Genomic DNA, 20,853 nt, shown 5'->3' on the forward strand with positions numbered 1-20,853 from the left:
CCCGCTGGTCAGCGCGATGCGCACCGCCTCCTGCTTGAACTCTTCTGTGTGCTTGATCATCTCGTAGGTCTCCTGTTGCGAGCTCTAATCGCTCAGGTGACCGGCGCAAAACCGTTACAAGTCCAGCTGCACCGACTTGCTCACGAGCGGGGGGCAGCGATCGAGATCCTCCGGCGCGTGGCTGCAGAGCCTGATGCTTACGCCAGCGCCGCCGCGTTGCTTACGCTGGGCCGGTATCGGCAAGCTCTTAGGGAACTCATTGAGTTGGTGGAGCAAGGATCAACTGAGCACAAGCTTCAGGCACTGCTTGCCGCCAACCCTTGGATGTTCGGTTCTGAGTACAGCGAGAACCTCTCCGGGCATCGGTCGTTGACGCGGGATACCCAGCAGGACTTCGTTCTTCGCCGCACGACCGACGGTTATATCGAGGTGGTCGAGATCAAGACCTCACTGCCTTCGAACAGCCTGTTCCGCTTCGACAAATCGCGGAAGGTCTACTACCCTGGGCCAGACCTTTCCGCCGCCGTCGGACAGGTGGAGAAGTACATCGAGGAACTCGAAGCTGACCGGCTGGCCATCCTCGTTCGGGACAAGCTTGATACCCTGAAGGTTCGAGCGAAGGTCATCATCGGGCGCGATGAAGGCGAGGAGCAGAAAACTGCGTTGCGGAGAATGAACGGACATCTGCATCGCATTGAGGTACTTACGTTCGATCAGCTGATCGCGATGGCTCAGCGCGTAATAGACAGCCTAGCAACGGTGGCGCGGCCCGATCCTAATGCAACCCCGGCGTGCTGACGTTGGGCGGCGGAGCCGAGTGTTGCCATCTTCCAGACCCTCTTGGGCCGAGCTGTGGCTGCAGGCCCAAAGCTGAAGGGGCTCTTCCACACGGATCTTTGCTCCACTGGCAATCTGAAAGGTCAAGACGAGAGATTCGGTCGCCTGATCCTGCTCAGAGACGCCCCAGCTAGGACCCAAGCTCCTCCCAAGGTCAAAGGCCCTTCCGCCGGTCAGTGCCGGGTTCCCTTGTGGAAGTGCCTTTAAGAAGGTGGTGCCGCTTACAGGACTTGAACCTGTGACCCCCGCATTACGAATGCGATGCTCTACCAGCTGAGCTAAAGCGGCGTTGCCCCCGCGTGCGGAGACAAGCGCGGCATTTACCCAGCGGGGGCAGGGTGCGCAAGCCACTTTACGCTCAACATGGCGCGGGCGTTGACAAAGCTCCGTTCATCGCCGCGGGAATCCGTGTTTTGTACTAAGCAATGGTGCTGATCGTTCGCCGACGCGGCGTTTGCGTGCTTTGGGAACTTGTGCTGCCATGCAGCATTCTATCGTCCCGAAATACTCGCCTGACCGCATTCGCATAGGCAGCCAGCAGGCATTGCGCTTGCGAGTAGTGGAGAGCCCGCGCCGAAATGGGCTGTACGGAGCTGTAACACGTGCTGATGCTGACTCGAGCAATGCTCGATCCCTCCATGTATTTCCTCGCAGTGATGGGGCTGCTGGCGTCTTTGCTGGCTTCTCGCGCCGTGATCGCGCCGCATCGTTATCGGCCTTTGACCGGGCACGAGGGGCAGGCGCTGATCGGAACGGTGCTGCTGGGCACGGGTATCGCCGTCGTCATCACCCTGGTCATGGGCAACGCGCTGTCCGATCTGCTGCTGCCGGTCGCCCTGTTTCTGCTCGCGGCCGTGCCGATGGCCCGATTGGCCCCACGCCTCAACGTGGCGGGCGTGCTGCTGCTGACAACCGAGATACTGACGTTCTGGTTCGGCTTTGTCTGGACCGCGCTGTTCCTGCGCGAGGCTGGGCTGCCGGCCAACACGCTGATGCTGGCGGGCGGGGCGATGGTCTTTGCCGGTATCTTCTTTGGCCTGACCTTTGCCGAACGCATCGCCCGTGACGCTGTGCTGACTCACGAATCATGGCGTTATCCGATGGATGCGCCCACCGGAGCGGCGGGCCCTCGCGACCAGAAGGTGTCGATCCAATTGCCCTGCTATGCAGAGCCGCCCGAAGTGGTGATGGCGACGATGGATCACCTCGCCGCGCTGGATCACCACGATTTCGAGGTGCTGGTGTGTGACAACAACACCAAGGATGAGGCGCTGTGGCGTCCTTTGGAAGCCCATTGTGCCTATCTGAACGAGCGGGCGGGCAAGGAGATCTTCCGCTTCTTCCACGTCTCGCCATTGCCCGGTGCCAAGGCAGGTGCGCTCAACTGGCTGCTGGATGTAATGCATCCCGATGCCGAGTTCGTGGCGGTGATCGACGCCGACTACCTCGCCACGCCGGACTTTCTGGCACGCCTGCTGCCCTTCTTCCGCAACCCGCGCGTGGGCTATGTGCAGACCCCGCATGATTACCGCGAGTATGAAGGCAGCGCCTACCTGACCGCGTGCTACTGGGAATACATGCCCAGCAACAAGGTCGATATGCTGGGCGTCAGCGAATATGGCGGCGCCTTCACCATTGGCACGATGTGCATCCTGCGCGCCAACGCCATTCGAGAGGCGGGTGGCTGGGCCGAGTGGTGCCTGACCGAGGATTCGGAGATTTCCGTGCGCCTGCGCGCCGTCGGCTACTCCGGTCTTTACATCGGTGAGACTTTCGGGCGCGGCCTGATCCCGGAAACCTTCTCTGACTACAAGAAGCAGCGCTTCCGCTGGACCGCGGGGCCGGTGCAGCAGCTGCGGCGGCACTGGCGGCTGTTCCTGCCTTCGCCCTGGGCGCGGCCTCTGCCGGGCTGGACGAAGCTGCTGGAGGTGCTGCGCTGCATGGCCCCCTTGCGCGTCCTGTTCGCGATGATCGGTGGCTTGTTGGGCTTTCTGGCACTGGCGGCGGCGCTGCTGGCGGGTGTGATGGAACCCTTCCAGGTGCCGGACGCGGCCTGGGTTTTGACCGGGATCGGCACGGCGGCCTGGCTAGTGGGCATCTGGCACCGCTACAAGCTGACCGGCACTACCCGGCTGCGCGACATGGTGCTGGGCGAAGTGGCGCGCAACGCGCTGACCTATACGGTGCTGCAGGCCGGTCTGGCCGGGCTATCGGCCAAGCCTCTGGCTTGGCGGCGCACGCCCAAGTTCGCCTTGGGTGCAGATCGGGGATCGATCCTGGCGGACTCGCTGCCGGAGACGGTGATTGGCGTGGTGCTGGCGGTGTTCGCCGGGCTGACCATTGCCGCCGCCGATCAGGTCGGCGTCAGCTTTGCGTTGCTTTCCGGCCTTGGCCTGGCATCGCTGGCGTTGCGATTTTTCTGCGCGCCTTATGTCGCCTGGCTGGCGCTGCGCCATGCCCGGCGACAGGCGTCGAACATGCCCGAGCCGCAGGCACCGCCGGTGCTGTCACAGCGGACCACCTGAGCCGATAACGGTCACAATCGCGGCGAGTTGTGTCGCGGATCGGGACGGTTCGGCGGTCTCAGGGAATATGCGGATTGTCCAAGGTGTTAAGGCGCGGGATGGCGGCAAGCAGGGTCGCTGTAAGAATCGAAAGTTCACCCATGATTGCCGAATGCAACACCCTTGATCCGGCATCGCTGCGGCGGTTGCTGCATGATTGCCTGGCAAGCGAGGCGGCGCAGCAGGCCGCATGCCTGCGCCTGGCTGCGCGAACCCTAGGTCTGCCGTCCGAGCGACAAGAGCGATTGGAAGCCATGCTTAGCTGCGAGGCTTATGAAAGTGCGGCGCTGTTGGTTCTGGGCGCGCATCACCGCTTTCTGCTGTCACGCGGAGGCATGGGCGGTGCCCTGGCATCCGTCGCTTTGAGCGCGGCGGAAGAGGACGTGACGGTCGAAGCCGATACTCCCGCGCTGGCGATCCTGGCCGCGCTGGCGGCGGCACTGCTGGCGGAGGAACGGTCCACCAGCATCCCGCCGCGGGCCGAGGCTGCAGAGGCTTCGGCGTTACTGCACTGAACTGGCGGCTCAGTAGTAGAGGCTCAGTCTCCGGCGACGGTCATGCCCTCGATCCGCAAGCTGGGGGCGTTGATCGGACGGTGCCACTCCAGGTCATTGGCCGGGGTCATCCGGGCGAACATCGCCAACAGGTTTCCGGCCACAGTGAACTCTGCGACGGGACCGGCGATCGCACCGTTGACGATGCGAAAGCCGCTGGCTCCGCGGCTGTAATCGCCCGTCACGCCGTTCACGCCCTGGCCGATCAATTCGGTGACCAGCACGCCTTCCGCTATATCGGCAATCAACTCCTCGAAGCTGAGTGAGCCCTCCGCGAGATGCACGTTGCCGACCGAGACGCTTGGTGCGCCCCCGCCGCCGCGCGCTGCGTGGCCGGTCGGCACTTCACCCAGTTGGCGGGCCGAGGCACTGTCCATCAGCCAGCCCGTGATGCGGCCATCCTCTACCAGAGTGCGTCCGCGCGTGGGCAGACCCTCTCCATCGAACGGGCGCGAGCGGGTGCCGCGCAGCGTGTGCGGGTCTTCGAAGATGCGGATCGCGGGATCGAACAATTGCGCGTCCCGCTTGTCCAGCAGGAAGCTGCTGCGCCGGGCGATGGCGTTGCCCGACATGGCCGAGATCAGGTGGCCGACGATCCCGCTCGACACGCGCGGATCGAAGACGACGGGCATCGGTCCGCTGCGCAGCTTGCCGGGACGCAGCCGCGCCACCGCCCGCTCGCCGGCAAGCGCGCCGATCTGCGCGGCCGAAGGCAAGTCGGCGCGGTGGCGGGTGTGCCTCCAGTTGCCATCACGCTGCTTCTCCGCACCTTCGCCCGCAACGACGCTGGCGCTGATCGAATGACTGGACCCGCGGTAGCCGCCGGCAAAGCCGTGGCTGGTCGCCAGGGCGAAGACGCTGAAACCGGCGCTGGCGCTGGCACCATCCGAATTGGTGACGCCCGCGACGGAACGGGCCGCGTCTTCCGCCTCTTCGGCTGCGGTGCGCAGCGCGGCCGGACCGGGATCGGCGGGATCGTGCAGGTCAAAGTCGAAGAACGGCGCATGAGTCAGCAACTCCTGCGGTGCAAGGCCGGCAAAGCGGTCTTCCGGCGCCGACTGCGCCATCGCCACCGCGCGCTCGGCCAGTTCGTCCAACGCTGCCGAGCTGAGATCGGAAGAGCCGATGCTGGCCGAGCGTTGGCCGATGAACACCCGCAGGCCCATGTGCTCGCCTTCGGAGCGTTCCACGTCCTCCAGCTTGCCCAGGCGCACCTGGATGCCTTCCGATGCGCTGGCGGAATAGACTGCGTCCGCCGCGTCCGCTCCGGCTCGGCGCGCCCGTGCGACAAGATCGGCGGCGCGGTCGGTGGCTTGTTCGGGGCTCAGCATCGCGTTCGGGTCTCCTTCGCCGCCACGATCGGACAGCGCGAGGGGCTGAACTAGGCATGCCAAGCGCCAAGGGCAATCGGGCGATGGGGGTTATCGCGGCCCGTTATCGACAGGCGGGTCGATAGATCATGCACGAATTCTGCCAATTCGGTATGCGAGGGGCAAAACCCGCCTTGCCTGCCCCTTGGCGCTTTCGTAAACCGTGCGGCGATGACCGATCCTGTGCAGACCACGCGCGAATCCCATGCGGATGCCATCGACACCGCCACGCTTGCCGCCAACGGCGGGCTTGAGGTGATCTCGATCGCCAAGAGCTATGACAAGCGCGCTGTCCTCACCGACATTTCGTTGTCGGTGGCCAAGGGCGAGGTGCTGGGTCTGCTGGGCCCCAACGGTGCGGGCAAGACCACGTGCTTTTACTCGATCATGGGCCTGGTGAAGCCGGATTCGGGCCGCATCCTGATGGACGGCGTCGATGTGACGCGCCTGCCGATGTATCGCCGCGCGATCCTGGGGCTGGGCTATCTGCCGCAGGAAACCTCCATCTTCCGGGGCCTGACGGTGGAGCAGAACATCAGCGCGGTGCTGGAACTGGTGGAGCCGGACAAGTCCGTGCGCGCCTCAGAACTGGAGCGTCTGCTGGAAGAATTCGGCCTGACCCGCTTGCGCTCCAGTCCGGCGATGGCCTTGTCAGGCGGTGAGCGCCGCCGCTGCGAAATTGCGCGCGCTTTGGCGGCCAAGCCCTCGATCATGCTGCTGGACGAACCGTTTGCAGGCATCGATCCTCTATCGATTAGCGATATCCGCGATCTGGTGAAAGACCTGAAGACGCGCGGCATCGGCGTGCTGATCACCGATCACAACGTGCGCGAGACGCTAGATATCGTGGACCGCGCCTGCATTATCTATGGCGGACAAGTGCTGTTCGCCGGCAGCCCCGAGGCGCTGGTGGCGGATGAAACCGTGCGCCGCCTCTATCTGGGCGAAGGCTTCACGCTTTGAGTACTGTTCAGCCGGGGCACTGACGGGTGGGTTTGGGACCACGCCTTGACCTGAGGCAGACCCAGTCGCTGGTGATGACGCCGCAGTTGCAGCAGGCGATCAAGCTGCTGGCGCTGTCAAACCTGGAAGTTGAAACCTTCATCGGCGATGCCGTGGCCGCCAATCCCTTGCTCGAAGTCGGCGGTGAATCGCCTGAGCCGGCAGGCGCCATGGACGGTTCGCCCGATTTGGACTTGCGCAGCACCAGCCTGGAAAGTTCACGCGTCGACCAGTTGATCGGCGAGGGCCATGCGGCGGACGACCGGCCGCTCGATCTGGACCCCGCCGCCGCCGTGGTCGATCGCGATACCGGCGATGGCGCGATACTCGACGCGGCCTGGGGCGGCGAATTGCGGATCGGCGGCGGCGAGGAAGGCCCCGGCATCGACGAGCGCGGCGGCCATGGCGAAACTTTGATCGAGCATCTGGAAGCGCAACTGGGGCTTGTGGCGCCGGATGCCCGGATCGAGGCGATTGCGCGCTATCTGATCGGCTTGCTGGACGATGCCGGGTATCTCCCGGTCCCCTTGCGCGAAGTGTGCGACGACCTGGGGATTGCCCTGGCCGAAGTGGAGGCGGCGCTGGCGGTGGTGCAGTCGCTGGAGCCGACCGGTGTGGGCGCGCGCGGACTGTCGGAGTGCATCGCCCTCCAGGCACGAGAGGCGGATCGCTACGATCCGTGCATGGCGCGCCTGATCGACAACCTGGATCTGGTGGCGCGCGGAGAGTTCGCCCGGCTGCGCAAGATGTGCGCCGTCGATGACGAGGATTTCGCCGACATGCTGGCCGAACTGCGCGGCTACGATCCCAAGCCCGGCCTGCAGTTTGGCGGCGAGAGCGGCGGCGCGGTGACTCCTGACATCCTGATCGAGCCCAGCGGCGAGGGGTGGAAGATCGCGCTGAACGAGGCAACCCTGCCGCGCCTGGTGGTGAACCGAAGCTACTATGTTGAACTGCGCGGCTCGTGCGGGGACAAAGCTTCGCGCGGGTGGCTGTCGGAAAAGTTGGCCGATGCCAACTGGTTGATCAAGGCGCTGGACCAGCGGCAGAAGACGATCCTGAAAGTGGCCAGCGAACTGGTGAAGCAGCAGGAAGGTTTCTTCCGCCACGGCGTTTCGCAATTGAAACCGCTGACCCTGCGCACCGTGGCGGAGGCGATCGGGATGCACGAATCCACCGTCAGCCGGGTTACATCGGCTAAGTATCTGCTGTGTTCGCGCGGCACGTTCGAACTTAAATACTTTTTCACCTCAGGTATTTCTACGGCAGGTGGAGAAGGCGCATCCGCCGAAGCGGTAAAATCGGCTATTCGCAAATTGATCGACGCTGAAAGTCCCAAGGCGATTCTATCGGACGATTCGCTGGTCGACCTCCTGAAGGCGCAGGGGTTCGACCTGGCACGCCGTACCGTGGCGAAATATCGCGAGGCGATCGGCCTTGGCAGTTCGGTGCAGCGGCGGCGGCAGAAAGCCATCGCCGCAATTCGCTAGCGTTTCCGCCACTGCCAGAAAAGCAAGCCGGTAATACTAATAGCACTTAGTAAAAAGCGGTTTGCGTTTCCCATTTTCATGCTAGCTTCCTCCAGACCGACGCTCCCTTAACGGAACGTGAGCGAGAAGCGTCGGCATGGGAGAGGATGTCCTTATGGCTTTTGCTCATAGGACGCCGGACAAAAGCAGAGCGCTGACGGTAACCGCCGTGGCCGCCTTGCACGGCGTTGCACTTTACGCACTCATCACCGGGCTAGGCGTGGAATACGTCCAGAAAGTCACTACGGTGCTGATCGGCAAAAACATCCCGCTGGAGATGCCGCCGCCGTCACCAACCCCGGAACCGGTCAACACCCCGGCAGACGTGCAATCGGTCGTCACGCGCACGATCAATCCTATCGCGAAGGTATCGCCTGAGGCCGTGCCGATCAACGATCGCGTACCGATCGTGGCGTTGCCCCAGATCGGTGACATCATCATCGATATTCCGGGCCCGACCGCTTCGGCCAGTGCCGAACCGCAGGCCTTCCCGCCCAGGTCCGCCCGCCCGCGCAACAATCCGGCACAGTGGGTCTCCACCATTGACTATCCCAGCGCAGCGCTGCGCCGCGGCGCCCAGGGCCTGGTGCGTTTCGAATTGTCGGTCGGAACCGATGGCAAGGCCACGTCTTGCCGCGTGACCGCCGCCAGCGGCGCGCCAGAGCTTGACGCAGCGACGTGCAAGCTGGTCACCCAGCGCGCGCGCTTCGAGCCGGCGATGGACAGCACCGGGGTGAAAGTGAGCGGCACGTACACCGGCTCGATCCGCTGGGTGATCCCGCACGACTAGAGTTCAGCCAGTGCGATCCGGTTGCAAAAGCCGGACGCACCCTCCGGGGTGGTGTCATATCCGCGCCTCATTATGCGCCGCCCCGGATAACTATTGAATTCTCCAAGATTTTTCTGTCATCACGACGGAGCTGGGAACCGCGCCCACCCTCGCGAGCTATGGACTCCGCTGAGGAGGAGCGTGACATGGCGGCGCGTGCATATTGGCAGGGTCAGATCCGGCTGGCGTTGGTCTCCATCCCGGTCGAAATATATCCGGCAACGAAGTCCGGTGCATCGATCAGCTTTCGGCAAATCCACGAACCCAGCGGCAAACCCATCAACTACGAAAAGGTGGTGCAGGGGATCGGCCCGGTGGACCACGGCGACATCGTCAAAGGGTACGAAGTGTCGAAAGGCAATTTCGTGCTGCTGGAAGATGATGAAATCGAGGCGGTCAAGATCGAGAGCCGCAAGACGCTAGAACTGGTCCAGTTCGTCGACCAGCACGAGATCGACGTCTTCTATTTCGAGAAGCCCTATTATGTGGTCCCGGCCGATGATCTGGCGGACGAGGCCTTCATTGTCCTGCGTGACGCACTGCGCAAGACCCGCAAGATCGCCTTGGGCCAGTTGTCGGTTCGCGGGCGCGAGCAGCTGATCAGCTTGCGGCCCTGCGGCAAGGGCATCGTGCTGGAAACGCTGCGCTATGCCGACGAGGTGAAGCGCGCCCAAAGCTACTTCAACGAGATCCCCAATGAGACGCCCAGCGAGGACTTGCTGGACCTTGCCACCACCCTGATCGAGAAGAAGAGCGCGCCCTTCGAACCGTCCGAGTTCCATGACCGCTATATCGACGCACTGAAGGGACTGATCGACAAGAAGAGCAAGGCCAAGGGCAAGAAAAAGATACTGGAAGACGTGGATGAGCCCGAGACGGGTCGCGGCTCGAACGTGATCGACCTGATGGCGGCGCTGCGAAAATCGGTCGGCAGTGGCGCGGCCAAGAAAGCCCCGGCAAAGAAAGCCGCGGCGGCCACGAAGGAACCGGCGAAGAAGGCTCCGGCCAAGAAACCGGCAAGCAAGAAGGCGGCAACCAAAAAAGCGGAGGCCACGCCGGCGCCACGCTCCCGCAAGCGCGCCTGAGCCGTGTACCTCCCGGCCCCATATCCCGTCGGCCCGGACTTGATCCGGTGCCCCGCTTGGGCCTGGGCACATAAAGAAAAAGCGAAACCCTGCACCAGTTCCGGGGAAACGGCGACGGTGGAGCGGGCCGGTTACACGGGTTGCCTCGCGCTGGCGGGGGGGCGCTGACCTATGGCTGAGCGCAAATCCCGGTCTGCCAAGGACCCGCTTGCCGAATACAACCGCAAGCGTGACTTCCAGAAAACCGCTGAACCTGCCGGCAAGGCGCAGCATAGCAAGGGCGGAAATCTCTTCATCGTCCAGAAGCACGCGGCCACCCGGTTGCACTGGGATTTTCGCATCGAAGTGGACGGAGTGATGAAGTCCTGGGCGGTCACCAAGGGCCCCAGTCCCGATCCGGACGACAAGCGGCTGGCTGTCCGCACCGAGGACCATCCGCTCAGCTATGCCGAGTTCGAGGGCGCGATTCCCAAGGGCGAATATGGCGGTGGCACGGTGATGCTGTGGGACAAGGGCACGTGGGCCCCGATCCCCGGTAAAAGCGCCAAGGACATAGATGAAGGCCACTTGCATTTCACCCTTGATGGCGAGCGGATGAAAGGCGAATGGCTGCTGGTTCGCCTGAAACCGCGCCCCGGAGAAAAGCGCGAGAACTGGCTGCTGCGCAAAGTTAGGGACGACTTTGCGCAAGAGGGCGATCAACTGGTCGAACATGAGCTGACCAGTGTCCTCACCGGTCGTTCGATGGCGGAGATCGAGGCGGACCGTAAGGGTGAGTTCACGCTGGCGGGAAAGAAGGGCAAGGCGTTCACCGCGCAGATGGAAGCGGCTGCCACGCACAATGCCAAGGCCGCGAAGCCCGCCAGGCGAAAGGCCAAGGCCACCGGCAAACCGCCCAAGTTCCGCAGTCCGCAGCTTGCGACGCTGGTCGACGCGGTCCCGGCGGGCAACCAGTGGATGCATGAAATCAAGTTCGATGGCTATCGCGCGCTGATCGCGGCAGCGGGCGCAACGGTGACGGTCTATACCCGCAATGGGCACGATTGGACCGACAAGTTCGGCCCGCTGGCCGAGGCGATTGCAGCATTGGATCTGCCGCCTTGCCTGATCGACGGGGAGATCGTGGCCTATGGCAAAGACGGCAACCCGGACTTCTCCTCGCTCCAGGCCGTGCTCAAACGCGGGCATGGTTCGCAGTCTTCGAAGGACAAGCTGGACCTGTTCGCGTTCGACCTGTTGGAATTGAATGGCAAGGATTTGTCCGGCCTCCCCAACATCGAACGCAAGGAGCGGCTCGAGGCGTTGCTGCAGCACGCCGAGCCGCCCGTGCGAGTGGCGGATCACGTGATCGGCGCGGGTGAAAAGCTGTTCAAGGCGATGTGCAGCGCGGGCCAGGAAGGGATCATCGCCAAGCGCATTGACGCGGCCTATGCGGGGCGGCGATCGCAGAACTGGGCGAAGGTTAAATGCATCAGCCGGCAGGAGTTCGTCGTAGTTGGCTGGACGAAATCGAGCGCGAAGGGGCGACCCTTCGCTTCGCTGTTGCTGGCACAGCATGAAGGCAAGGCGCTGGTTTACAAGGGCAAGGTCGGCACCGGTTTCAATGCCGATACGATGGCTGACGCGTGGGCGAAGCTGCAACCGCTCGCCCATGATAAGCCACCGGTGGAAGTGCCGCGCGTGGAGGCCCGGGGCGCGCAATGGATCAAGCCGAAGCTGGTGGCCGAGATCGCCTTTGCCGAGTTCACGGGCGAAGGTCGAGTGCGGCATGGCAGCTTCCTGGGATGGCGTCAGGACAAGCCTGCGCGGCAGGTGAAGCCCGAGAAGCCTGCCAAGGCCCCCGTGAACGCCCCGGCAATCACGATCAGCAACCCGGATCGCGTGATCTTTCCCGAAAGTGGCCAGACCAAGGGCGAACTGGCCGCCTACTATCATCAGGTTTCGCCGATCATGCTGCCGTTCGCCGGCAATCGCCCGGTCAGTCTGGTGCGTTGTCCGCAGGGCCGGGCCAAGAAGTGCTTTTTCCAGAAGCATGACAGCGGCAGCTTCGGCGCGAATGTCCACCAGGTGCCGATCCGCGAAAAGGACGGCGGCAGCGAGGATTATCTTTACGTCGATAGTGCCGATGGCCTGATCCAGTGCGTGCAGATGGGCACCATCGAATTCCACGCATGGAGCGCGCGCGCCGATGCCGTGGAGAAGCCGGATCGCCTGATCATCGACCTCGATCCCGATGAGGGGCTTGGCTTTGCCGAGGTCAAGAGCGCCGCCAAGGACATCCGCGATCAGCTTGCCGAACTGGGCCTTGCCAGCTTCGCCATGCTATCGGGTGGAAAGGGCATCCATGTCATTGCACCGCTGACGCCGGGGCACGATTGGGACGCACACAAGGATTTCGCCCGCCGCTTTTCCGAAGCGCTGGCGACGGCTGAGCCCGATCGCTTCGTCGCCACCATGAGCAAGGCAAAGCGCAAGGGCCGCATTTTCATCGACTGGCTGCGCAATCAGCGCGGCGCGACCGCGGTGGTGCCATACTCGGCCCGCGCAAGAGCGGGCGCACCGGTCGCCGCGCCGATCGCCTGGAGCGAACTGGACGGGTATGACGCCGCCAGCGCTTTCACTATCGAGGACGGGGCTAAACTGTTGAAGCGAGCGCAAGGAAAGGCTTTGAAAGGGTGGGGTTTCGCCGATCAGGAACTGCCCGACCTTTAAGGCGCATCGCTCTTCGGCCTAGCTGTCCTTGAAATCGTCACCGAGGTACAGCGAACCCTTTCCGTAAAGATAGTCCGGGTTGAAGCGGGAGAAGCGCTCAAGCTCTGGCCGGTCGGGCAGGGTCACGCGGCCCCGGTTGATCTCCAGCAGACCCCGTTCGCGCACCGCTTTGATGACGCGGTTGATATGGACGGCGGTGGTGCCGCAAGCATTGGCAAGGTGCGTCTGCAGCAGCGGCATGTTGAAACCATGCGTATCGGCCAAATCCACGAAGTTCAGCCGATGCCACAGTTCGCACACGATGTGGCCCAGGCGCTCCTCGGCCTTGAGTTGTTCCAGCTTGAGAATCCACTCACGATGAATCGCGGCGTCCAAAAGCGTTGAGAACCATAGCACGCGCGTCAGGTGCGGCTCGTTCCGCACGATATCCTGCAGCTTGGAATGGCTGACGTATCCCAGCAACGCCGGGCCGATCGTCACCACGTCATGATCGAGGCGCTTCAAGGCGAAAGCATGAAGGTCCACGAAGTCCCCGGGAACTTGCAGCCCGACGATGTTGCGTGCGCCCTCATCGTCGATCACGCGGGCGATGAAGCCATCCAGCAGCAAGGTGCTGCGCGTTGCCTCTACCGCACGGGCCTGGACGACATGGCCATCGGGCACGCGCTCCGTCCGCTCGATCAAACTGTCCAGCACCTCGACCTCACGGTCGGTGAGCGCATGGCGCAACCTGCCCTTCAGAAAAAGGCGAGTCAGACCTGAAGGCTCACTCAAGACATGACTCCCGTGCAACTGATAATTGTTAACCCGTAGTTTGCACGAACAGCCGAGACAACCCGCGCAGATGCAAGTGCAACGCGCTCGCGATGGATAAGTTCACGTATCCGGCGAGACGTTGAACACGCGGGTGCAGCCGGCTTTGGCCAAGCAGGCACCGGCTGGAAATTCCTCATCGCGCTCGCCATATCCGTCGCCAAGGAGACCTGCGAATGAGCAAGATCGAGATGACAGATGCGCAGTGGCGCGAAAAACTGACCCCCGAGCAATATGCCGTATTGCGTCAGGCCGGTACGGAGCGGGCTTTCACCGGAAAATATGAAGGCAACAAGCAGGAAGGCACCTACACCTGTGCGGGGTGTGGCGCGCCGCTGTTCGGGTCGGACACGAAGTACAACTCCGGATCTGGCTGGCCGAGTTATACCGCGCCGGTGGAAGATGGTGCGGTGGACGAACATCGTGACGTTTCGCACGGCATGGTCCGCACCGAAGTGCGCTGCGCGACGTGCGAAGGGCACCTGGGACATGTCTTTCCCGATGGTCCCGGGCCGACCGGCCTGCGCTATTGCATTAATTCCGCGGCGTTGGACTTCCAACCCGGGAACGGCTCGGCGCAGGACTGACGCGGCGATCATGACCGGGCAGGGCGGTGTTAACCGCGGGTTACAAAACGCTGCGCCACAGTGTAGGCCTTGCTCGCGTCATACTGGCTCGTCACGGGGGTTCGTAATCTAGAATGCCGAAACAATCGGGCGGGCGTCGCAATAGCCCGAGCGGTCGCTCTGAAGAGCCTGCCCGCCGGCCATTCTGGCTGCGCCTCGTGCGCGGCACTCTGATCTGGGGAGTCGCGCTGGCGTTGCTGGGCGCGATCTTCCTGGGCACCGCCGTTTACATGACCGCGCGCGAATTGCCCTCGTTCTCCTCGCTGCAGAGTAGCCAGAACGGGCAGATGATCGTGGTGCGCGCTCGCGATGGGACCGAACTGGTCTCGCTCGGCCCCAGCTACGGCCAATGGCTGTCCTACGACAAAATTCCGGATATCATGAAGGACGCCATCGTCTCGGTGGAAGATCGGCGATTTCGTGAGCATTGGGGCGTCGACCCGGTCGGCGTCGGCCGGTCCGTGATGGTGCGTGTGGAAAAGGGGCGCTGGCGACAGGGTGGCTCCACGATCACGCAGCAGCTGGCCCGGACGATCTTCCTCAACAACAGCCGCACTTTCGGGCGCAAGATTCGTGAGGCGGTGCTGGCGCTGGCACTGGAACACAAGTTCAGCAAGAACGAGGTGCTCGAACTGTACCTCAACAAGGTCTATTTCGGGGGCGGTGCCTATGGCATCGATGCCGCCAGCCGCAAGTTCTTCGGTCATCCAGCCACAGAGCTTTCCACCGCTGAGGCCGCGATCATCGCGGGCTTGGTGAAGGCTCCGTCCAACTATTCGCCCACCGCCGATGTCGAAGCCGCGAAGTCGCGCGGCAAGGTGGTGCTGAGCCAGATGGCGAAGGCCGGCGTGATCTCGCAAAGCGATGCCGCCGAGATCGACCTGGACGATGTGAAGATCGCCAAGGAGCGCGGCCAGAACTCGGTGCGCTACTTTACCGACTGGGCGCTGCCGCAGCTGGACGTGCTGCTGCCTGAGACCGACGAGCCGATCGAGGTGTGGACCACGCTGGACGTGGGGATGCAGCGCGCGGCCACGCAGGCGATCGACAGCAATGTGCCAAAGGGTGCTCAAGGCGCGCTGGTCAGCCTGGATGGCGACGGTGGCGTGCTGGCGATGGTGGGCGGCACGGACTACGTGCACTCGAACTACAACCGCGCCACCCAGGCGATGCGCCAGCCCGGGTCCGCCTGGAAGCTGTTCGTCTATCTCGCCGCGCTGGAGGCGGGTTACACGCCCGACGATCGCGTGGTGGACGAGCCGGTGACGATCGCGGGCTGGAGCCCCAACAATTCAGGCCGCACATTCGCCGGTGAGATCGATGTGCGCACCGCGTTCGCCTACTCCAAGAATACCGTGGCGGCTTCGCTTGGCAACGAAGTGGGCTTCGGCACCGTCGCCTCGATGGCGCGGCGCTTCGGCATCACCACGCCCGTCAACACCAACCCATCGATGGTGCTGGGAACGTCGGACGTGCGCGTGATCGACATGACGCGCGCCTTTGCCGCCGTCTCCGCAGGGGGTACAGCGGTGGAGCCTTATGGCATCCTCAAGGTGACGACCACCAAGGGCGAGCTGCTCTACGAGCATAAGGCCCAGGCGGGGCAAGTGCTGGTGCCGCCCAATGTCGCTGCCGGGATCACCGACCTGCTGCAATCGGCGGTGGCCACCGGCACGGGCCGAGCGGCGCAGATCGGCCGTCCGGTGGCGGGCAAGACCGGCACGACATCGTCCAACAAGGATGGCTGGTTCCTCGGCTTTTCCAGCGGCATCACCACCGGTGTGTGGATGGGCCGCGATGATGCCAAGGCGGTGCCGGGGCTGCAGGGCGGCCACGCGCCTGCCTCCGCCTTCGCCGCCTATATGCGCGTCGCAGTGAAGGGCCGGCCCGTGAAGCCGTTCGATACCGAACTGAAGCTGCCGGAATGGCAACTGGAGCCGGACGACGAGCAGATGACCGGCAGCCCGGACGACTATTACTACACCGACGAGAACGGCAACCTGATCCAGCCCGGCAGCACCAGCCGGCGCGGCCCGGCGGATGGTCCGCCGCGATACGAGGACGGCGATGTCGGCGCTGGCGAGGGCCCTGCCGGCCCTGCTCCAGCCAATCGCGCTCCGCCTGCCGTGGGGGATGACTTCCTGGAGCAGGCCACGGGCGGTCGGCGCAACCAGCCTGACCCGGATCTTCGCGCCGCGCCGCCACCGCCCAACGCGTTCCGCCGGCCCTCGTACCCGCCGCAGCAGGGCCGCCCGGCGCCGCGTCCGGAGTATGATCAGCAATAGGGGCGGGGCGCGTTCGCGCATCCCTTCAACAGGTTTGAAGCTCGTACCGTTCCGCTCGTGTCGAGCGTAGTCGAGACACGGCTCTTGGCGTGAGCATCTCTTGACTACGCTCGACACGAACGGGATTGGGACAGGACTGTCGTCGGGCAAAGAAAAGCCACCGGTTTCCCGGCGGCTTTTCTTATTGCCGATGTTGCCCGATCAGCGAATGCGGACCGGCAGATAAGCGGCGGGCTGGCCACGGCGCTGGACGCGCAGCAGCACGGCATCGCGGTTGGAACTCTTGGCTGCGCGGGCGGCGGCGTCGAGGTCTTGCGGGCCGACCACGTTCTGATAGTTGACCGACAGGATGATATCACCCCGGCGCAGGCCCTTCTGGCCGGCATCGGAACTGGGATCGACCGCCGTCACCACCACGCCACGCGTACCGTCCGCAGCACCCAGCTGGCGCGCGATCGTGGGCGTGAGGGCGATGGCCGAAAAGCCCAGAGCCTGGTTCGATATAGCTGGATTCTGATCCTGCTGGGGCTGCGTCAGGTCGTCCTGATCCTGGCCGGGGGCGTTGCCGAAGTCCTCCTGCGCCAACTGCTCCTGCGTCGGGCGCTTGCCGACCGTGGCATTGAGCGTGATCGTCTTGCCGTTGCGGACAACCTCGATCGGGATGCGCGTGCCGGGCCGTTCGTTGGCGACGATGAAGCTGAGCGTCTGCTCACGCGTCACGTCCTTGCCGTCGATCCGCACTACGACGTCACCGGCCTGAAGACCCGCCGCCGCCGCCGCGCCGCCCGGCGTCACCGCCTGAACGAACTCACCTCGATTGCGGGCGATGCCCAGCGATGCAGCGAGATCTTCGGTCACGGGCTGGATCTGGATGCCCAGATAACCACGCTCGATCGCGACGCCTTTGATCAGCTTTTGCACGATCGGTGCGGCGGTTTCGGCCGGGATGGCGAAACCGATGCCGACGCTGCCGCCAGTGGGCGAGAAGATGGCATTGTTGATGCCCACGACCTGGCCGTTCATATCGAACAGCGGACCGCCGGAGTTGCCGCGATTGATCGAGGCGTCAGTCTGGATATAGCGATCGTACGCGCCGCCGCCGGTGTTGCGGTAGACGGCCGAGATGATGCCCGCCGTAACCGTGCCGCCCAGCGCGAAGGGGTTGCCGATCGCGACCACCCAGTCACCCACACGGGCCTTGCTGGAATCGCCGAACTTCACGAACGGCAATGCCTTCGAGGCGCTGATCTTCAGCACCGCCAGGTCGGATTCGGGGTCCTTGCCCACCAGTTTTGCGGGATAATCGGTGCCATCCGGCATGGTGACGGTGATCGATTCCACCTGCGCGCCCTTGCCGTCGGCGGTGATCACGTGATTGTTGGTGACGATGTAGCCGTCAGCCGAGATAATGAAGCCAGAGCCCAGCGACTGTGCCTCACGCGTCTGGCCGCCACCGCCGCCGCCCTGACCGCCGAACATGCCTTCGAAGGGCGTCCCGGCGAAGGGGTTCTGCGTCTGAACCTGAACGCGCTGTCGCGTGGAGATGTTGACGACGGCAGGGGCGAGCTGCGCGGTCAGATCGGCGAAGCTGCCCGGCGCACCGGCGCGCGGGACGACGTTCGTCATCTGGCTGGCCTCGTTCTGGGCAACTTGCGCGCCGGCAGGCAAGCCGGTGACAAGCGAGGCGGTCGCGCCGCCGACGAGGAGGGCGGTGGTCAATCCATAAGCATAACGCACAGGCTTCACGTCCTTTATTTCCTCCAATACGGGCGCCGTGGCACCCGGGCTTTCCAGCTTACCGATCCAAGCCCGAACGATTCAGGCGTCGGCGGCTTAACCGGTATTGAATGGCGGTGTTCCCGAAGTGTAGGTTTACGGGAAACATTGCCGGGTCACTGGCCCCAAGGATCACTGGACCGAAAAATTACTGGCCCTTGAACTCCTTCAGGTACGAATTGTCGGGCGAGAGCACGATGGTGGTGGCGCTATCGCCTTGGGCGAAGGCGAAGTCGTAGCTCTGCATGGCGCGATAGAAGTCGTAGAACTTGGGATCCTTGCCAAAGCTTTCGGCATAGGTCTTGGCGGCCTGCGCCTCGGCCTCGGCGCGGGTGATCTGCGCCTGCTTCTGGCCCTGAGCGCGGATCGTGGTCGATTCCTGCTCGCGCGCGGCCTGCATCCGGGTGAACGCGCTTTCCAGCGAGCCTTCGGGCAGATCGGCGCGCTTGATCCGCACGTCGACGATCTGGGCGCCATATTCACGCGCTTCCTGATCGAGGCCCCTGCGGATGTTTTCCATGGCCTGACCGCGCTCCGCCGTCAGCAACGAGCGGAACGTGCGCTTGCCCAGTTCCTGGCGCAGCACCGAGGTCATGATCGGCTCAAGCTGTTCCTGCACCCGTTCCGGCGAACCGGCGGTGCGCACCATCTTGACCGGATCGATCACACGGAAGCGCGCATAGGCATCCACATTCAGCCGCAGCTGATCGGTGGAGAGCACTTGCTGGGGCTGCATGTCGAGCGAAAGCAACCGTTTGTCGATGCGGATCACTCGCTCGGCGAAGGGGATGCGCAGCGACAGGCCGGCGCCTGTGCTGCCATAGGGCACGTTGGGCCGATAGCGGTTGATTACGCGCACCGGCTCGCCAAAGCGGACCACCACGGCCTGTTGTTCTTCCGGCACCATGATGACGCTGGAGAGCAGAACCACCACTGCCACGGCGGCGGCGATCAGCGGGGCTTTGTACTGTTGCCAGATATCGGTCACTGCACGGCTCCCGTCGTCGGCGTCGCGGAGGGCGCAGGGGTTGGCGTAGCCTCGGCATTGCTGCTGCGGCGGCGCACCTCGGGCAGGGGCAGGTAAGGTGTCACGCCATTGGATTCGACGATCACCTTGTCGTTGTTGCTCAGCACGCGCTCCATCGTTTCGTAATACATCCGTCGCCGTGTGACCTCGGGCGCGAGCTTGTACTGCTCGTAGACCTTGTCGAACGCAGCGGCATCACCCTGCGCGCGGGCAAGCAGCTGCTGGGCCCAGGCGCGCGCATTGGAGCGATCGCGTTCGGCATCCTGCTGTGCGGACGTCACCTGCTGGAACGCGCCGATCACCTTGGCGGGCGGATCGGCCTTCTTGATCTCGACACCCTGGATGACCACGCCGGCGCGATAGAAATCCAGAACGCGCTGCATCCGGTCGCGCACGGCCTGTTCCACCTGGGCACGGCCCGCGCCGGACAACGCGCCATCCAGCGAAACTTCCGCGATGGCGGAGCGCATCGCCGCCTCTGCCACTTCACGTACGGTGTCCTCAGGGTCTGACAGGCGGAAGCGGTAGTCCATCAGGTTCTTGATGTTCCAGCGCACCAGATAGGACAGGTCGACCAGGTTCTGATCGCTGGTGAGCATCAGCTTCTCACCCTCGCCATCGGGGATGGTGTAGCGCTGGATCGAGGTGACGTCGGTCACCTCCACCGACTGGATCGGCGCGGGCAGCGTGATCGAGACGCCGGGGCCGATCGTGCGGGCATACTTGCCGAACGTGGTGACGATCCCCTCTTCCTTGGGGCCGACCATGTGCACGCTGGTGACGCCCAGCCATACGAGCGCGACGCCCGCCACGATCAGGGGTAGCCAGCTCTTGCCATCGGGGCGAACCGGCATGCGCGGCATCCCGCCGCCGGGACGGCCACCACCGTTGCCGCCACCACCACCGGTGCGGCGCTGTTCGCGCTGCTTGAAGATATCCTCGATACTGGCGGCCCGGCGCGGCTTTTCCCCCGGCGTGCTGCTGGGCGGAAGCCAGGGATTGCGCGGCCCACGCTCAGGCGGGGATGCAGGACCTTCCTCTGAGCCGCCATCGCCGCCGGAGCCGCTGGCAGCCCCCGCGCCGTCGCCGTCTCCATTGCCGCCTTTGTCGCCCCCGCCCCATGGGCTGCGACGCCCGGACATGGCCAGCGCGCCGCGCAACAATCCACCACCTGTAATTTTCATGCGTTCGTTATAGGAACGGGTCTCCGCTAAAAACAGTGTCCTTCTTGTGCTTTTTCCTTGCTAGGGGACGGCTTCGCCACCCGGAGAGCCCATGTCCAGCGAGCCTGCTGACCTTCTGAAAGCCCGTCTACCCGCGCAAGTCCTTGAACGGCTTGCCTCGCTGCGTCTGGCGGATGGCCGCGTCACCCTGGTGCTGGATGCCTCCGGTCTGGATGCAGCGGCGCGCACGGCCTTGGAAGCAGAGGCGCAGTCGGCACTGGCGCAGGCGCCGGACATCACCGAAGTGCGCGTCGCGATGACGGCGGACAAGGCTGCCCCGCCGGCAAAGCCCCGGATCATCGCCGTCGCCTCGGGCAAGGGAGGCGTGGGCAAGTCCACCGTTTCGACCAACCTGGCCGTTGCCCTGGCCCGGGCCGGCCACAAGGTCGGCATGGTGGATGCCGATATCTACGGCCCCTCGCAAGCGCGGCTGCTCGGCACGGAAGGGCTGAAACCCACCGCGCGGGAAAAGACGCTGATCCCGGTTCAAAGCCCTTACGGCGTGCCGGTCTTGTCGATCGCGCACCTGGTCGATGCCGGGCAGGCGATCGCCTGGCGCGGGGCGATGGCAGGCAATGCGCTGGGCCAGATGCTGGATGGCGACTGGAGCGGGGTGGACGT

General features: G+C 64.1%; 16 protein-coding genes and 1 tRNA gene. 11 read left to right on the forward strand and 6 right to left on the reverse strand.

The genetic code is table 11. The annotated features are described in order from the left end of the window. Window positions 1-798, forward strand: a 798-nt coding sequence (locus tag ACHWRX_RS14470) for a Shedu anti-phage system protein SduA domain-containing protein (protein WP_394659710.1), incomplete at its 5' end; no start/stop codon positions are given. Between the two features lie 251 nt (window positions 799-1,049). Here the strand turns inward: ACHWRX_RS14470 and ACHWRX_RS14475 are convergent. Then, a tRNA-Thr gene (locus ACHWRX_RS14475) sits at window positions 1,050-1,125 on the reverse strand. Window positions 1,126-1,445: 320 nt separating this feature from the next. Between ACHWRX_RS14475 and ACHWRX_RS14480 the strand changes: the two genes are divergently transcribed. Both ACHWRX_RS14480 and ACHWRX_RS14485 read left to right on the forward strand, forming a co-directional pair. Further along, entirely contained in the window at window positions 1,446-3,362 is a 1,917-nt protein-coding gene (locus ACHWRX_RS14480) for a glycosyltransferase family 2 protein (protein ID WP_394659720.1), read from the forward strand. Window positions 3,363-3,502: 140 nt separating this feature from the next. Further along, window positions 3,503-3,916: a hypothetical protein gene (locus ACHWRX_RS14485; protein WP_394659711.1), complete on the forward strand. Its 414-nt coding sequence runs from the start codon at window positions 3,503-3,505 to the stop codon at window positions 3,914-3,916. A 23-nt stretch (window positions 3,917-3,939) separates the two neighbouring features. On the opposite strand, the gene ACHWRX_RS14490 is transcribed toward ACHWRX_RS14485, so the two are convergent. Next, on the reverse strand, window positions 3,940-5,286 hold the full coding sequence (locus tag ACHWRX_RS14490; protein WP_394659712.1) for a TldD/PmbA family protein: 1,347 nt from the start codon (window positions 5,284-5,286) through the stop codon (window positions 3,940-3,942). Window positions 5,287-5,496: 210 nt separating this feature from the next. Here ACHWRX_RS14490 and lptB point away from each other — a divergent pair, with 210 nt between their 5' ends. The 5 genes from lptB (at window position 5,497) to ligD (ending at window position 12,482) form a co-directional block, all read left to right on the forward strand. After that, on the forward strand, window positions 5,497-6,288 hold the full coding sequence (gene lptB, locus ACHWRX_RS14495; RefSeq protein ID WP_153000880.1) for an LPS export ABC transporter ATP-binding protein: 792 nt from the start codon (window positions 5,497-5,499) through the stop codon (window positions 6,286-6,288). 26 nt (window positions 6,289-6,314) lie between these two features. Then, window positions 6,315-7,817 (forward strand): RNA polymerase factor sigma-54, encoded by a 1,503-nt coding sequence (rpoN, locus tag ACHWRX_RS14500; RefSeq protein ID WP_394659713.1) that lies wholly within the window; start codon window positions 6,315-6,317, stop codon window positions 7,815-7,817. Window positions 7,818-7,971: 154 nt separating this feature from the next. Next, window positions 7,972-8,646: an energy transducer TonB gene (locus ACHWRX_RS14505; protein WP_394659714.1), complete on the forward strand. Its 675-nt coding sequence runs from the start codon at window positions 7,972-7,974 to the stop codon at window positions 8,644-8,646. 185 nt (window positions 8,647-8,831) lie between these two features. Continuing rightward, window positions 8,832-9,770: a Ku protein gene (locus ACHWRX_RS14510; RefSeq protein WP_394659715.1), complete on the forward strand. Its 939-nt coding sequence runs from the start codon at window positions 8,832-8,834 to the stop codon at window positions 9,768-9,770. Window positions 9,771-9,941: 171 nt separating this feature from the next. Further along, window positions 9,942-12,482, forward strand: coding sequence for a DNA ligase D (ligD, locus tag ACHWRX_RS14515; RefSeq protein WP_394659716.1), 2,541 nt, complete (start codon window positions 9,942-9,944; stop codon window positions 12,480-12,482). An 18-nt stretch (window positions 12,483-12,500) separates the two neighbouring features. Here the strand turns inward: ligD and ACHWRX_RS14520 are convergent, their stop codons facing one another. After that, complete coding sequence (locus ACHWRX_RS14520) at window positions 12,501-13,256, reverse strand: Crp/Fnr family transcriptional regulator (protein WP_183615499.1); 756 nt, start codon at window positions 13,254-13,256, stop codon at window positions 12,501-12,503. A 215-nt stretch (window positions 13,257-13,471) separates the two neighbouring features. On the opposite strand from ACHWRX_RS14520, the gene msrB reads away from it, so the two are divergent. Together msrB and ACHWRX_RS14530 are read left to right on the forward strand one after the other, a co-directional pair. After that, window positions 13,472-13,882, forward strand: coding sequence for a peptide-methionine (R)-S-oxide reductase MsrB (gene msrB / locus ACHWRX_RS14525; RefSeq protein ID WP_058736242.1), 411 nt, complete (start codon window positions 13,472-13,474; stop codon window positions 13,880-13,882). A gap of 113 nt (window positions 13,883-13,995) precedes the next feature. Beyond that, window positions 13,996-16,206: a transglycosylase domain-containing protein gene (locus ACHWRX_RS14530; RefSeq protein WP_394659717.1), complete on the forward strand. Its 2,211-nt coding sequence runs from the start codon at window positions 13,996-13,998 to the stop codon at window positions 16,204-16,206. Between the two features lie 201 nt (window positions 16,207-16,407). On the opposite strand, the gene ACHWRX_RS14535 is transcribed toward ACHWRX_RS14530, so the two are convergent. The 3 genes from ACHWRX_RS14535 to hflK all read right to left on the reverse strand — a co-directional run bounded on the left by ACHWRX_RS14535 (window position 16,408) and on the right by hflK (window position 20,193). Next, the gene (locus ACHWRX_RS14535) at window positions 16,408-17,943 is read right to left on the reverse strand and encodes a Do family serine endopeptidase (RefSeq protein ID WP_183615901.1); all 1,536 of its coding nucleotides are present in this window, start codon (window positions 17,941-17,943) and stop codon (window positions 16,408-16,410) included. A gap of 187 nt (window positions 17,944-18,130) precedes the next feature. Then, complete coding sequence (hflC, locus tag ACHWRX_RS14540) at window positions 18,131-18,970, reverse strand: protease modulator HflC (RefSeq protein ID WP_058736240.1); 840 nt, start codon at window positions 18,968-18,970, stop codon at window positions 18,131-18,133. Continuing rightward, complete coding sequence (gene hflK, locus ACHWRX_RS14545) at window positions 18,967-20,193, reverse strand: protease modulator HflK (protein ID WP_394659718.1); 1,227 nt, start codon at window positions 20,191-20,193, stop codon at window positions 18,967-18,969. The genes hflC and hflK overlap by 4 nt, the downstream gene beginning before the upstream one ends. A 91-nt stretch (window positions 20,194-20,284) precedes the next feature. Between hflK and ACHWRX_RS14550 the strand changes: the two genes are divergently transcribed. Next, window positions 20,285-20,853, forward strand: a 569-nt coding sequence (locus ACHWRX_RS14550; protein WP_394659719.1) for a P-loop NTPase, incomplete at its 3' end; no start/stop codon positions are given.

It is taken from the genome of uncultured Novosphingobium sp., assembly GCF_964277725.1.
GTDB classification, from domain to species: Bacteria; Pseudomonadota; Alphaproteobacteria; order Sphingomonadales; family Sphingomonadaceae; genus Novosphingobium; species Novosphingobium fluoreni.

Bases quoted from the DNA above. Each gene is read 5' to 3' on its own strand.
- ACHWRX_RS14480 (WP_394659720.1), top strand. From the start codon at position 1,446: ATGCTGACTCGAGCAATGCTCGATCCCTCCATGTATTTCCTCGCAGTG.
- ACHWRX_RS14485 (WP_394659711.1), top strand. From the start codon at position 3,503: ATGATTGCCGAATGCAACACCCTTGATCCGGCATCGCTGCGGCGGTTG.
- ACHWRX_RS14490 (WP_394659712.1), bottom strand. From the start codon at position 5,286: ATGCTGAGCCCCGAACAAGCCACCGACCGCGCCGCCGATCTTGTCGCA.
- lptB (WP_153000880.1), top strand. From the start codon at position 5,497: ATGACCGATCCTGTGCAGACCACGCGCGAATCCCATGCGGATGCCATC.
- ACHWRX_RS14505 (WP_394659714.1), top strand. From the start codon at position 7,972: ATGGCTTTTGCTCATAGGACGCCGGACAAAAGCAGAGCGCTGACGGTA.
- ACHWRX_RS14510 (WP_394659715.1), top strand. From the start codon at position 8,832: ATGGCGGCGCGTGCATATTGGCAGGGTCAGATCCGGCTGGCGTTGGTC.
- ligD (WP_394659716.1), top strand. From the start codon at position 9,942: ATGGCTGAGCGCAAATCCCGGTCTGCCAAGGACCCGCTTGCCGAATAC.
- msrB (WP_058736242.1), top strand. From the start codon at position 13,472: ATGAGCAAGATCGAGATGACAGATGCGCAGTGGCGCGAAAAACTGACC.
- ACHWRX_RS14530 (WP_394659717.1), top strand. From the start codon at position 13,996: ATGCCGAAACAATCGGGCGGGCGTCGCAATAGCCCGAGCGGTCGCTCT.
- hflK (WP_394659718.1), bottom strand. From the start codon at position 20,193: ATGAAAATTACAGGTGGTGGATTGTTGCGCGGCGCGCTGGCCATGTCC.